Origin of the sequence: Streptomyces sp. WZ-12, assembly GCF_028898845.1 — a bacterium.
Classification (GTDB): Bacteria; Actinomycetota; Actinomycetes; order Streptomycetales; family Streptomycetaceae; genus Streptomyces.
In genome coordinates this window covers 2,681,758-2,694,193 of sequence record NZ_CP118574.1, presented here as the reverse complement: position 1 = coordinate 2,694,193, position 12,436 = coordinate 2,681,758, and the positions used below count along the sequence as shown (strand labels likewise).

The 12,436-nt window shown below is 70.5% G+C and carries 14 protein-coding genes; 11 read left to right on the top strand and 3 right to left on the bottom strand.

Annotated features, from left to right (window positions below; all coding sequences use genetic code 11):
• Positions 1 to 210: 210 nt before the first annotated feature.
• On the bottom strand, positions 211 to 1,497 hold the full coding sequence (locus tag PV796_RS11235; RefSeq protein WP_274912812.1) for an MFS transporter: 1,287 nt from the start codon (positions 1,495 to 1,497) through the stop codon (positions 211 to 213).
• Between the two features lie 162 nt (positions 1,498 to 1,659).
• On the opposite strand from PV796_RS11235, the gene PV796_RS11230 reads away from it, so the two are divergent.
• Both PV796_RS11230 and PV796_RS11225 read left to right on the top strand, forming a co-directional pair.
• Positions 1,660 to 2,814 carry a ferrochelatase gene (locus tag PV796_RS11230; protein WP_274912811.1) on the top strand — a complete coding sequence of 385 codons (1,155 nt, stop codon included), beginning with the start codon at positions 1,660 to 1,662 and terminating at the stop codon, positions 2,812 to 2,814.
• Between the two features lie 56 nt (positions 2,815 to 2,870).
• A complete protein-coding gene (locus tag PV796_RS11225) occupies positions 2,871 to 3,701 on the top strand; it encodes an inositol monophosphatase family protein (protein ID WP_274912810.1) in 831 nt (276 codons plus the stop codon).
• A gap of 74 nt (positions 3,702 to 3,775) precedes the next feature.
• Here the strand turns inward: PV796_RS11225 and PV796_RS11220 are convergent, their stop codons facing one another.
• Positions 3,776 to 3,946, bottom strand: coding sequence for a hypothetical protein (locus tag PV796_RS11220; RefSeq protein ID WP_274912809.1), 171 nt, complete (start codon positions 3,944 to 3,946; stop codon positions 3,776 to 3,778).
• A 327-nt stretch (positions 3,947 to 4,273) separates the two neighbouring features.
• Between PV796_RS11220 and PV796_RS11215 the strand changes: the two genes are divergently transcribed.
• From PV796_RS11215 to PV796_RS11200, 4 genes are all read left to right on the top strand, one after another.
• Entirely contained in the window at positions 4,274 to 4,927 is a 654-nt protein-coding gene (locus PV796_RS11215; protein ID WP_016576171.1) for a response regulator transcription factor, read from the top strand.
• Positions 4,928 to 4,932: 5 nt separating this feature from the next.
• Positions 4,933 to 6,198 (top strand): sensor histidine kinase, encoded by a 1,266-nt coding sequence (locus PV796_RS11210; protein ID WP_274912808.1) that lies wholly within the window; start codon positions 4,933 to 4,935, stop codon positions 6,196 to 6,198.
• Between the two features lie 575 nt (positions 6,199 to 6,773).
• A complete protein-coding gene (locus PV796_RS11205; RefSeq protein ID WP_016575747.1) occupies positions 6,774 to 7,076 on the top strand; it encodes a DUF4193 domain-containing protein in 303 nt (100 codons plus the stop codon).
• A 98-nt stretch (positions 7,077 to 7,174) separates the two neighbouring features.
• Positions 7,175 to 7,957 (top strand): hypothetical protein, encoded by a 783-nt coding sequence (locus tag PV796_RS11200; RefSeq protein ID WP_342456904.1) that lies wholly within the window; start codon positions 7,175 to 7,177, stop codon positions 7,955 to 7,957.
• Here PV796_RS11200 and PV796_RS11195 read toward each other — a convergent pair.
• The gene (locus PV796_RS11195; RefSeq protein WP_274912806.1) at positions 7,897 to 8,340 is read right to left on the bottom strand and encodes a DUF3093 domain-containing protein; all 444 of its coding nucleotides are present in this window, start codon (positions 8,338 to 8,340) and stop codon (positions 7,897 to 7,899) included. The two genes, PV796_RS11200 and PV796_RS11195, sit on opposite strands and share 61 nt — an antisense overlap.
• A gap of 58 nt (positions 8,341 to 8,398) precedes the next feature.
• On the opposite strand from PV796_RS11195, the gene PV796_RS11190 reads away from it, so the two are divergent.
• The 5 genes from PV796_RS11190 to kdpA all read left to right on the top strand — a co-directional run bounded on the left by PV796_RS11190 (position 8,399) and on the right by kdpA (position 12,420).
• Entirely contained in the window at positions 8,399 to 8,992 is a 594-nt protein-coding gene (locus tag PV796_RS11190; protein WP_274912805.1) for a PaaI family thioesterase, read from the top strand.
• Positions 8,989 to 9,510, top strand: coding sequence for a dUTP diphosphatase (gene dut / locus PV796_RS11185; RefSeq protein WP_274912804.1), 522 nt, complete (start codon positions 8,989 to 8,991; stop codon positions 9,508 to 9,510). Before PV796_RS11190 ends, dut begins: the two co-directional genes overlap by 4 nt.
• The gene (locus PV796_RS11180) at positions 9,470 to 10,273 is read left to right on the top strand and encodes a DUF3710 domain-containing protein (protein WP_376565196.1); all 804 of its coding nucleotides are present in this window, start codon (positions 9,470 to 9,472) and stop codon (positions 10,271 to 10,273) included. The genes dut and PV796_RS11180 overlap by 41 nt, the downstream gene beginning before the upstream one ends.
• Positions 10,274 to 10,622: 349 nt before the next feature.
• On the top strand, positions 10,623 to 10,712 hold the full coding sequence (gene kdpF / locus PV796_RS11175; protein ID WP_016575741.1) for a K(+)-transporting ATPase subunit F: 90 nt from the start codon (positions 10,623 to 10,625) through the stop codon (positions 10,710 to 10,712).
• Positions 10,713 to 10,743: 31 nt separating this feature from the next.
• Positions 10,744 to 12,420, top strand: coding sequence for a potassium-transporting ATPase subunit KdpA (gene kdpA, locus PV796_RS11170; RefSeq protein WP_274918971.1), 1,677 nt, complete (start codon positions 10,744 to 10,746; stop codon positions 12,418 to 12,420).
• Positions 12,421 to 12,436: the final 16 nt, after the last annotated feature.

Sequence of the window (12,436 nt, the reverse complement as noted above, 5' to 3'; positions counted from 1 at the left end):
TGACGCATACGGGAGAGTCGGCCGTCTCCATGACGCAACCGGGTGGGGGAGTTGTCCCGATGACGCATACGGGAGCGTCTCTTCGGAGAGCGCTCCGCGTACCAGTGGTAGCTGCCCGGGGGCGGCAACGGGCCGGATGGGGCCGCCAGTTGGGGCAGTGACCGGCGTTGGCCCGCCCGTTGGTGCGTCTGCGGCGTGCCTACGTACCGGTCAGCCGGCTCGGGTCTCGTCCTGGCGTTCCGAGGCCGGATGGTCGGCCGCGGCGGGGATGCCGGTGGCCACGGGGGAGGACGGGGGCAGCACGCCGCGGGGGCGGAGCCAGCGGTAGCCGGCGAGGGCCACCAGGGCGGCCAGGACGCCCGCGGAGAGCGGCACGAGGTAGCCGTGGGCGGCGCCCGCGGCGTCCACGACCCAGCCGGCGGCCGAGGAACCGAGCGCCACGCCGACCGCCAGGCCGGTGCTCGTCCACGTCATGCCCTCGGTCAGCTTCGTCCGCGGGACGTGCTCCTCGACCAGCGCCATGGTGGTCACCATCGTCGGCGCTATCGACAACCCGGCGAGGAACAGCACGATCGCGAGTACCACCAGGGAACCGGAGAGCGACGCGGCCAACTGGAGCGGCACCATGCTCACCGCCATCGCGGCCACCCCCACCAGCCACCGCCGGGAGGCCGGGCCCGCCAGGTGCAGCAGTCCGAACACCGCGCCGGCCAGACAGGACCCCAGCGCGTACACCGCCAACACCAGGCTGGCCGCGGCCTTGTGGCCCGCTTCCTGGGCGAAGGCCACGGTCACCACGTCGATCGCCCCGAAGATCGCGCCGGTCGCCACGAACGTCCCCACCAGCACCCGCAGTCCCGGCGATCGGAGTGCGGACCCCTTGGCGTGCTGCTCGCGGGCGTCCGGCACCGGCTCCGTCGCCCGCTGCGCGGTCAGCCAGAACACCCCCGCCGCCAGGAACACCCCGGCCAGCAGCGGCCCGGCCTCCGGGAACCACGCCGTCGACAGTCCGATCGAGAGGATCGGGCCGAGGATGAAGCACATCTCGTCGACGATCGACTCCCACGAGTACGCGGTGTGCAGTTCACGAGGCGAGCCCCGGTAGAGCTCCGCCCAGCGCGCCCGCACCATCGAGCCCACGCTCGGCACGCAGCCGGCGCAGGCCGCGAAGCCGAAGAGCGTCCAGTCAGGCCAGCGCTGTTGGGCGCTCAGCAGCAGTCCGGCGACCGCCGCCAGGGCCACCAGCGTGGCCGGCCGCAGCACCCGCCGCTGCCCGTGCCGGTCCACCAGCCGGGAGATCTGCGGACCGATGACCGCCGCCGACAGCGCGAGCGTCGCGGACAGCGCCCCGGCCAGGCCGTAGCGGCCGGTCAGTTGGGACACCATCGTGACGATGCCGATGCCCATCATCGACAGCGGCATCCGCCCCAGGAGTCCCGCGGCGGAGAACGACTTGGTACCGGGACGGCCGAAAAGGGCGCGGTAGGGACTGGGCAACGGGGTGCTCCGCCGGGTGAAGAGGTCGGTAAGGAATGACTGTGGCCGATACAGCTTACGGGCGGCGCGGCGCTCGGCGCCTCCCGATTTCCGCCCCGTTCCCGTCTCCGGTAGCCGGGCCTGACCCCGCGTGCCCGGAGCGGGAGTGGGAGGATCGGAGGCATGCCCGAACAGTGCGATCCCCGCCCCTATGACGCCCTGCTGCTGCTGTCCTTCGGCGGTCCCGAAGGCCCCGACGACGTCGTGCCGTTCCTGGAGAACGTCACCCGCGGCCGCGGCATCCCGCGCGAGCGCCTCAAGGAGGTGGGGCAGCACTACTTCCTGTTCGGCGGCGTCAGCCCCATCAACGCCCAGAACCGCGAGCTCCTCGACGCGCTCCGCAAGGACTTCGCCGAAAACGGCCTCGATCTGCCCGTCTACTGGGGCAACCGCAACTGGGCGCCCTACCTGATCGACACCCTGCGCACCATGGTCGCCGACGGCCACCGCCGCATCGCCGTCCTGGCCACCAGTGCCTACGCCTCGTACTCGGGCTGCCGCCAATACCGGGAGAACCTCGCCGACGCGCTCGCCACCCTCCGGGACGAGGGCCTGCCGGTGCCCCAGGTGGACAAGCTGCGCCACTACTTCAACCACCCCGGCTTCGTCCGCCCCATGGTCGACGGCGTCCTGGCCTCCCTCGCCGAGCTCCCCGAGGAGACCCGCGCGGGCGCCCACCTCGCCTTCACCACGCACTCCATCCCCACCGCGGCGGCCGACACCTCCGGCACCCCCGACGACCACACCGAGGACGGCGCGGGCGGCGCCTACGTCGCCCAGCACCTCGACGTCGCCCGGGTCATCGCCGACGCCGTACGGGAAGAGACCGGCGTCGACCACCCCTGGCAGCTCGTCTACCAGTCCCGCAGCGGCGCCCCGCACATCCCCTGGTTGGAACCCGACATCTGCGACCACCTGGAGGAGCTGCACGGCGCCGGCGTCCCCGCGGTCGTCATGGCCCCCATCGGCTTCGTCTCGGACCACATGGAGGTCAAGTACGACCTCGACACCGAGGCCACCGAGAAGGCCGCCGAGCTGGGCCTGCCGGTCGCCCGCTCGGCCACCGTCGGTGCCGACCCCCGGTTCGCCGCCGCCGTCCGCGACCTCCTTGTGGAGCGTGCCGCCACCGAACGGGGCGCCGCCCCCCAGCGCTGCGCCCTGGGCGCGCTCGGCCCCTCGCACGACCTCTGCCCCGTTGGCTGCTGTCCCGCCCGCACGCCTCGCCCGGCTGCCGCGGGTGCCGACTGGGCCGGCCCCACCGCCCAGGCACCCGCCTAACCCACGCCGCCCGCCCGCCCGAGCCCCGACCACCGCTCGCCCGAGCAAGGAGCACCGTGCCCGACCCGCAGCACCGCGACCGACCGCATGCCGACCCCCTGAACGACGAACTCCTCGAACTGGCCCTGGAGGCCGCCCGCCGCGCCTCGACCCTGTTGCGCGACGGACGCCCGGCCGACCTGGGGGTGGCCGCCACCAAGACCAGCCCCATCGACGTGGTCACCGAGATGGACCTCGCCTCCGAGAAGCTGATCACCGACTTCCTCGGGGAGCACCGCCCGCACGACGGCTTCCTGGGGGAGGAGGGCGCCGGCAGCCCCGGCACCAGTGGCGTGCGCTGGGTCATCGACCCGGTGGACGGCACCGTCAACTACCTCTACGGGCTGCCCTCTTGGGCCGTGTCCATCGCGGCGGAGAAGGACGGCGAGACCGTCGTTGGCGTGGTCGCCGCCCCGATGCGCGGCGAGACCTACCAGGCCGTCCGCGGCGGCGGCGCGTACTGCAACGGCGAGCCGGTCAGCCACCGGCCCGCCCCGCCGCTCTCCCAGGCCCTGGTCGGCACCGGCTTCGGCTACCTCACCGAGCGCCGCGCCGCCCAGGCGGAGGTGGCCCGCGCGCTGATCCCGCAGGTCCGCGACATCCGCCGCGGTGGCTCGGCCGCCATCGACCTGTGTGACGTGGCCTGCGGCCGGCTCGACGGCTACTACGAGCGCGGGCTGAACCCCTGGGACCTGGCCGCCGGCGTCCTGATCGCCTCCGAGGCCGGCGCGCTCACCGGCGGCCGCCCCGGCAAGGTCGCGTCCCACGAACTGACCGTCGCCGCCTCCCCGGGCGTCTTCGCCGAGCTCCAGCCGCTGCTGGAAGAGCTCGGCGCCTGGCACGACTGACCGGGCCCGGACACGGCTGCGCCCCGGCACCACTGATCGGTGCCGGGGCGCAGCCGTGTCCGGTGCGGTCGGGATCAGGCGGAGACGCGGTAGCGCACGCCGTGCTCGTCGGCCAGTCGCTGAAGGTCCTCAAGCTCCGCCAACTCGACCTCGGCGAGGAGCTCGTCACCCGACTCGCGGGCCCGGACCAGATCGGCTTCGGTGTTCCGTATGCGCTGCAAAATGCCTGCGGTGAACGCGTCCATGGTGCGCCCCCTCGTCGTGGGTCGGTGGCACGGGGGTGTGCCGACGGGCGAGTCGATCACGGCGTGGTCCCTGCAATGGAGAGAACGGAACATGCCAAGACGCCGGTACAGGGCGTGATCGCGGGTGTGCAGTCGTCCTCCCCACAGGCACCCTCAGGGAAACCTCAACCGGCCCGGGAAATCCGGGGTGCTGGTGCACCGGCCGACCCCCGGCCCGTTCCTCCACGCCCCCGCTTACCCCCGGTTTATGACTCTTCGGGGCAGGATGGAAGGGCTCCGTATGTTGTTGTGCCCTGCTCATCAAGGGCCGTGAGGAAGGACTGGGCCGTGCGTGTTCTCGTCGTCGAGGACGAGCAGCTGCTCGCCGATGCTGTGGCCACCGGACTGCGCCGGGAGGCCATGGCCGTCGACGTGGTCTACGACGGCGCCGCGGCGCTGGAGCGGATCGCGGTCAACGACTATGACGTCGTCGTCCTCGACCGCGACCTCCCGCTCGTCCACGGCGACGACGTCTGCCGCAAGCTGGTCGAGCTGGGCATGCCGACCCGCGTCCTGATGCTCACCGCCTCCGGCGACGTCAGCGACCGCGTCGAGGGGCTGGAGATCGGCGCGGACGACTACCTCCCCAAGCCGTTCGCCTTCACCGAGCTGACCGCCCGGGTCCGCGCCCTCGGTCGCCGCACCACGGTGGCCCTGCCGCCCGTACTGGAGCGCGCCGGCATCAAGTTGGACCCCAACCGCCGCGAGGTCTTCCGCGACGGCCGGGAGGTCCAGCTCGCGCCCAAGGAGTTCGCCGTCCTGGAGGTCCTGATGCGCAGCGAGGGCACGGTCGTCTCGGCCGAGCAGCTCCTGGAGAAGGCATGGGACGAGAACACCGACCCGTTCACCAACGTCGTCCGGGTCACGGTCATGACGCTGCGCCGCAAGCTGGGTGAGCCCGCGGTGATCGTCACCGTCCCCGGCTCGGGATACCGGATCTGACGGCGATGCCCTCCCTGCCTTCGTTCTCCAGCTCCAAGGCGGCGTCGCCGCCCCCGGTGCCGCCCAAGCCGGCCTGGGACCCGAAACCGGTCAACGTGCGGCCCTTCCCCTGGCTGCGCCCCACCATCCGGATACGGCTCACGCTGCTCTACGGCGGCATGTTCCTGATGGCCGGCATCGTGCTGCTCACGATCATCTACATGCTCGCCGCCGCCGCGCTGCACGACGGCAGCGCGCTGCCGTTGAAGATCCTCGGCGGGAAGTTCCAGTCCACCAGCGACATCTGCGACCTTCCCACCGAGACCTCCGGGGCGCTGCTCCAGGAGGCCGTCAACAACTGCCTGATGCACCAGCGCGCGGTGGCCCTCAACAACCTCCTCAATCGCTCGCTGCTGGCGCTTTTGGGGCTGACCATCGTGGCGTTCGCTTTTGGTTATGCGATGGCGGGGCGGGTGTTGTCGCCGTTGGGGCGGATCACGCGGACCGCGCAGCGGGTGGCGGGGTCGGATTTGCATCGGCGGATCGAGTTGGGTGGTCCGGATGATGAGTTGAAGGAGTTGGCGGACACCTTCGACGAGATGTTGGACCGGTTGGACCGGGCGTTTGAGTCGCAGCGGCGGTTCGTGTCGAATGCGTCGCACGAGTTGCGGACGCCGTTGGCGATCAACCGGACGTTGTTGGAAGTGCAGTTGGCTGATCCGGAGGCGTCGCCGGAGGTGCAGCAGTTGGGGAGGACGTTGCTGGCGACCAATGAGCGCAGTGAGCAGTTGGTGGAGGGGTTGCTGCTGCTGGCGCGTAGTGAGAACAAGATCGTGGACAGGCGGCCGGTGGATCTGGCGGAGGTGGCGTCGCAGGCGGTGGATCAGACGCGGCAGGAGGCGCAGTCCAAGGGGGTGGAGCTGCGGGGTGTGCGGCAGCAGGTGTTCGTGCAGGGCAATGGGGTGCTCTTGGAGCGGATCGCGTTGAACCTGGTGCAGAACGCGGTGCGGTACAACGTTGCCGAGGGGGGTTGGGTCGAGGTGCGGACCGAGCCGCAGCCGGGGTGTGCGGTGTTGGTGGTCTCCAATACGGGGCCGGTGGTGCCGGCGTATGAGGTGGAGAACCTCTTCGAGCCGTTCCGGCGGCTGCGCACCGAGCGGACCGGCAGCGACAAGGGCGTCGGCCTGGGCCTGTCCATCGTCCGCTCGGTGGTCCGCGCCCACGACGGCACCATCACCGCCGAACCCCGCGAGGGCGGCGGACTCGACATGCGCGTCGTCCTGCCGCTCTGACGGCGACGACAGGGCCGCTGTGCGGCCGCTGACGGCGCGCGTGGGCCGCGGAGGTCCTGAGGGCCACCGCCGCATACGAACGTCCGTCCGACGGCCGTGTATCGATCATGTGTCGGCTGTACGTTGGCCGGCCCCGGGAATCCGCCCGCCCCGTTCGGTCTTCCGGTTTGACGGGGAGGGGGGTATCCGGGGATCCTTCGCCGGAGTTCGCTTTGCGCGGAATTCGGCGGGTCCGCCCGCCGCTCGGAACGTGTGTGATCCCTCACAGAGGCCCCTTTCTGGCCATCTACGTTCCGTGATCAAAACGCCTGGTGGAAAGCCGGGAAAATCCTGGTTTTCAGGGGCCCTGATCACGGGAAGTACACGTGATGGGCTGCGCGAGGTGCGACATTCGGACCGTGTACGGTCCTGATCGCCATCCAAACCGATCACCTCTTCAGGGGTGCGGTTGGGTGTCGATTGAGTAACAGACCTTGATGTGAGGCAAAATCTCCGCCTCAGGTCGGGCACAAGTCCGGCCTCTCACGCGTTACGAGCGCTGAGACACCGCAGACACCCAGAGGGGGAGAGCGACAATGGCTACGGATTACGACACTCCACGCAAGACCGATGACGACCTCAACGAGGACAGCATCGAGGAACTGAAGTCGCGGCGGAACGACAAGTCCGCCTCGGCCGTCGACGTCGACGAGTTCGAGCAGGCCGAGGGCCTGGAACTGCCCGGCGCCGACCTGTCCAACGAAGAGCTCGCGGTTCGCGTGCTGCCCAAGCAGCAGGACGAGTTCACCTGCATGAGCTGCTTCCTGGTCCACCACCGGAGCCAGCTGGCTGCGGAGGACAAGAACGGCAACCCGATCTGCCGCGACTGCGCGGCCTGACCGGTTACGCCGTGTCAGGCGTAAACCCGTTCCGTAAGGGCCGCAAGGGCGGCAACGGTCCGGCGGCCGGCGCACGATCACGCGAGGAAACAGCGCCCGTGCCCGCCGACCCGACCGCCCTCCCCGAGGAACGGATGGCCGGCGAGCCGAAGCGGCGGGGCCGGCCGGCCTCGTTCGCGGGCGCGGCGGTCCGCGGAGCCAGGAAGGGCCGCGACGGCGTACGGTCCGCGCTCGGCGTGATCGCCGACCGGATCATCGCCACCGCTCCCAGGATCCCGGTCCGCGACCTCACCACCTTGCGCGCGCAGTTCCCCGGCCTGACCCCCGAGGAGCTCGCCGACAAGTTGGTGGCGGGCGCCTGTGCGGGCACCGCCACCGTCGGCGCGGGTGTCGGCGCGGCCGCCATGCTGCCCGTCCCACCCGCCGTGCCGGCCGAACTCGCCGCCGAGGTCGCGGGTGTTGCCTCGGTCGAGATCAAACTGATCGCCGAGCTTCACGAGGTATACGGGCTGCGGCCCACGGGGAGCCGCACCCAGCGCACCGCCGCCTACCTGACGTCCTGGACGCAGGAGCGCGGCATCGACATCGCCAAGCCCGCCTCGCTCAACGTCGCGCTCGGCGGGCCGATGCGGCGCGAGCTGCGTCAGCAGATCATGAAGCGCACCCTGCGCAATCTGCCCAACCTCACGCCGTTCCTGATCGGCGCCGCGGTCGGCGCGTTCCTCAACCGCCGCGACACCCGGAAGCTCGCCGAGAAGATCCGCGCGGACCTGCGCCGCCACCAGATCTCTTGGGACGCCCTCCCGGACGCCCCGGCCGGTCAGTCGCGCGCCGCCGAGAGCGCCGCGACCAGCCGCTCCGGCTCCCGCGTCGACACGTAGGCGTACGGCGTCGGGTCCTCGGGGTCGACGATCTCCACCCGGACCGCCGTCGGTACGTAGCTCCGCAGCACCATGAAGGCCCGCGCGTCCGCCTTGTGCGTCCGCCACGCCATCGCCTCGGCGGCGTCCAGCGCGTGCGCCTCACCCAGCGCCGACACCGGGATCTTGGCGTCCCCGGCGACCAGCGCGCCGCCGACCACCCGGATCCGCACCGAGCCGTACGAACTGACCGCGACCGCGGACAGCGCCGCGCCGCCGATGAGCCCGCCGAGCATCGGCAGCGTCCCCAAGGGGAGCAGCATCAGGGCGCAGGCGACGCCGATGAGCGCGGCGATCACCCACCAGGAGCGGGGCGCGGTGAGACGTTCTTCGTACGACTGCATGGGTCCAGCTTGGCACGGCGGCACGCGCCCCTTACGCGCGCGGGTAGGGTCTGCACTCGTGAGTGGAACTGACCAACCCAGGACGCGGCTGACGCCACCCGAGGACGCCACGGCCCCGGTCCGGCACCCGGACGCACCGGCACCCGGTGAACTGCTCGGGGCGCACTACGACCGGTGCTTCGGTTGTGGCGCGGGCCAGCCGCACGGGCTGCACCTGGAGGCCCGGGCCGGCGACGGCGTGCGCGTCACCGCCGAGTTCACCGTCAAGGAGGCCCACCAGGGTGCCCCCGGGCTCGCGCACGGCGGCGTGCTGGCCACCGCGCTGGACGAGACGCTCGGCTCGCTGAACTGGCTGCTGCGGGTGATCGCGGTGACCGGACGGCTGGAGACCGACTTCATGGCGCCCGTCCCGTTGGGCACCGTGCTGCACCTGGAGGCGGAGGTCACCGCGGTGCACGGCCGGAAGATCTATTCGTCGGCGGTGGGTCGGATAGGCGGCCCGGACGGGCCGGTCGCGGTGCGTGCCCGGGCCGTCTTCATCGAGGTCAAGGTCGACCACTTCATCGACAACGGTAGGACCGAGGAGATCCAGGCGGCGATGGCCGACCCGGACCAGGTCAAGCGAGCGCGTGCCTTCGAGGTGAACCCGTGAATCAGCGACGGAATCCGATTGATGTGCTGCTGCGCCGGCTGGACCCGGACGTTCCCGTTCCGAGCTATGCGCACCCGGGCGACGCGGGCGTCGACCTGGTGACCACCGAGGCCGCCGAGCTGGCACCGGGGGAGCGCGCCGTCCTCCCCACCGGTGTCTCGATCGCGCTGCCCGACGGCTACGCGGCGTTCGTGCACCCGCGATCCGGGCTGGCGGCCCGCTGCGGATTGGCGCTGGTGAATGCCCCCGGGACGGTCGATGCCGGGTACCGTGGAGAGATCAAGGTGATCGTGGTCAATCTGGATCCGCGGGAGAGTGTGCGGTTCGAGAAGTACGACCGGATCGCCCAGTTGGTCGTCCAGCAGGTCGAGAAGGTGCGCTTCCACGAGGTGGCGGAACTTCCCGGCTCGGCGCGGGCCGAAGGGGGATTCGGGTCCACCGGCGGTCATGCGGCGGTGGACGGCTCCACGGGCGGGAATGAATACGCATCGGTCGTTGGCGACCGGGAAGGACAGTGACGTGTTCGGACGTCGCAAGAAGAACGAGGCTCCTGTAGAGCCCGCCGAGGACACGGCGCTCGCCGAAGAGACGACGGACGGCGAGAACGACGACGCGACGCAAGCGCGGCTCAACCTTCCGCCCGCGCCGCGCCCCGACGGCCCCTGGGACGTGTCGGAGGTCAAGGAGCCCGGCGAGGGTCGGGTGGACCTCGGCGGCCTGCACGTCCCCGGCGTCGAGGGCATGGAGCTGCGGGTCGAGGTCGCCGGCGACGCGATCGTGGCCGCGACGATCGTCCTCCAGGACAGCGCCGTGCAGTTGCAGGCGTTCGCCGCCCCGAGGAGCGAGGGCATCTGGGGCGAGGTCCGCGAGGAGATCGCCTCCGGCATCACGCAGCAGGGCGGCGTCATCGACGAGGTCGAGGGTCCGCTCGGCTGGGAGCTGCGCGCCCAGGTGCCGGTGCAACTGCCGGACGGGGCCAACGGCGTGCAGGTCGTGCGCTTCGTCGGCGTGGACGGTCCGCGCTGGTTCCTGCGCGGTGTGATCTCCGGGCAGGGTGCGGTGCAGCCGCAGGCCGCCGGGGTGTTGGAGCACATCTTCCGGGACACCGTCGTCGTGCGCGGCGAGGCCCCGATGGCGCCCCGCGACCCGATCGTCCTCAAGCTGCCGGACGACGCCCAGATGGTGCCGGACGGGGTCCAGCAGGAGCAGGCCGAGGGGTCGCGCTTCGGCGGCGGCGTGGAGCGCCTGGAGCGCGGGCCGGAGATCACCGAGATCCGCTGACCCGCCGTCGGCGCGGCCGGGGTACTACGACACCGCGATTACGCTGCACCAACGCCCCGGCAACGGCTCAAACATGACGGTTGGAAGGGGCCGTACTCCCGTAAGGGGGTACGGCCCCTTCTTGTTTGTGCAGGTCAGATCAGGCTGCGTAAGAAAACCGTCAACGGAACGCTAATGGCCGTAAGGGAGGCGTCAACAGGGCTCAAGTGGCGGAAGAACGGCGGTTTGCTCTAGGGGTCCAATTCCGTCTGCCCATCTAGGAGCACACGATGGCCGACGTGGCCTTCGTCGTCGCCACCCTCGCTGTCTTCGCAGTGGTGGCTCTCGTCGCCAAGGGGGTGGCGAAGCTGTGACCATCGAGAACATCGTCGGCCTCATCGTGGCCGTCGCCCTCCTCGGGTACCTGGTCCTCGCCCTCGTTTTCCCGGAGAGGTTCTGAGGTGTCGACAGCTGCAACCGCAGCGGGCCAGATGAGCCCCGCTCTCGCCGGCGTGCTCCAGTTGACGGCGCTCATCGCAGCGCTCGCCCTGGTGTACCGCCCCCTCGGCGACTACATGGCCGCCGCCTACAGTTCCCCGCGCCATCTGCGCGTGGAGAAGGTCATCTACCGTTGCATAGGCGCCAACGCGGACACGCAGATGCGCTGGCCCGCGTACCTCCGTGGCGTCCTCGCCTTCTCCCTGGCCGGGATGCTCTTCCTGTACCTGATCCAGCGGATCCAGGGGGGACTGCCGCTCTCCCTCGGATTCGCCTCCATCAGTCCCGACCAGGCTTTCAACACCGCCGCTTCGTTCGTCGCCAACACCAACTGGCAGTCGTACAGCGGTGAACAGTCCATGGGTCACGTCGTCCAGACCCTCGGGCTCGCCGTCCAGAACTTCGTCTCCGCCGCCACCGGCATGGCCGTCGCCATCGCCCTGGTCCGCGGTTTCGCCCGCTCCCGCACCGGTGAACTGGGCAACTTCTGGGCCGACTTGGTACGCGGCACAATCCGCGTCCTGATCCCCCTCGCCGTCGTCGGCGCGGTCATCCTCGTCGCCTGCGGTGCCATCCAGAATTTCGCCGGCATCCACGAGGTCGGCCAATTCATGGGCGGCGCCCAGCAGACCAACGGTGGCGCGGTCGCCTCCCAGGAAGTCATCAAGGAACTCGGCACCAACGGGGGCGGCTACTTCAACGCCAACTCCGCCCACCCGTTCGAGAACCCCAACGCCTTCACCAACCTCTTCGAGATCTTCCTGATCCTCGTCATCCCCTTCTCGCTCACCCGCACCTTCGGCAAGCTGGTCGGGAACGTGAAGCAGGGCTACGCCATCCTCGCCACCATGGGCGTCATCTGGCTCGGCTTCACCGCGCTGATGATGTGGAGCGAGTTCGCCCACGGCGGGCCCGCGTTGCAGGCGGCCGGCGCCGCGATGGAGGGCAAGGAGAACCGCTTCGGAGTCGGCTCCTCCGCCATCTTCTCCGTCGCCACCACCCTCACCTCGACCGGAGCCGTCGACGCCTTCCACGACTCCTTCACGGCCTTCGGCGGCGGCATCCAACTGCTCGGCATGATGCTCGGTGAAATCGCCCCCGGCGGCGTGGGATCCGGCCTCTACGGCATGCTCGTCATGGCCGTGATCGCCGTCTTCATCGCCGGCCTCATGGTCGGCCGCACCCCCGAGTACCTCGGCAAGAAGATCGGCACCCGCGAGATCAAGCTCGCCGCGTGCTACATCCTCATCACCCCCACCCTGGTCCTCGGCTTCACCGCCGCGTCCATGGTGCTTCCCGATGCCGTCGGCTCGATGCTCAACACCAAGGCACTGGGCGCAGGGCCCCACGGCTTCTCCGAAGTCCTCTACGCCTACACCTCCGGCGCCAACAACAACGGCTCCGCCTTCGCCGGACTGAACGCCAACACCCCCTGGTACAACACCACGATCGGCCTGGCCATGCTGCTCGGTCGCTTCCTCCCGATGGTGTTCGTGCTCGCCCTCGCCGGTTCGCTCGCCGAGCAGCAGCCGGTCCCCGAGACCGCGGGCACCCTCCGTACCGAGAAGCCGCTCTTCGCCGGGCTGCTCGTCGGCACGATCCTGATCATCACCGGTCTGACCTACTTCCCGGCACTCGCCCTCGGGCCGCTGGCGGAGGGCCTGTCATGACCGTCCCCGTGAAACC

Excerpts from the sequence above, each read along its gene's own strand:
- PV796_RS11230 (WP_274912811.1), top strand. The coding sequence starts at position 1,660 with ATGCCCGAACAGTGCGATCCCCGCCCCTATGACGCCCTGCTGCTGCTG.
- PV796_RS11220 (WP_274912809.1), bottom strand. The coding sequence starts at position 3,946 with ATGGACGCGTTCACCGCAGGCATTTTGCAGCGCATACGGAACACCGAA.
- PV796_RS11210 (WP_274912808.1), top strand. The coding sequence starts at position 4,933 with ATGCCCTCCCTGCCTTCGTTCTCCAGCTCCAAGGCGGCGTCGCCGCCC.
- PV796_RS11205 (WP_016575747.1), top strand. The coding sequence starts at position 6,774 with ATGGCTACGGATTACGACACTCCACGCAAGACCGATGACGACCTCAAC.
- PV796_RS11195 (WP_274912806.1), bottom strand. The coding sequence starts at position 8,340 with ATGCAGTCGTACGAAGAACGTCTCACCGCGCCCCGCTCCTGGTGGGTG.
- PV796_RS11180 (WP_376565196.1), top strand. The coding sequence starts at position 9,470 with ATGAATACGCATCGGTCGTTGGCGACCGGGAAGGACAGTGACGTGTTC.
- kdpA (WP_274918971.1), top strand. The coding sequence starts at position 10,744 with ATGAGCCCCGCTCTCGCCGGCGTGCTCCAGTTGACGGCGCTCATCGCA.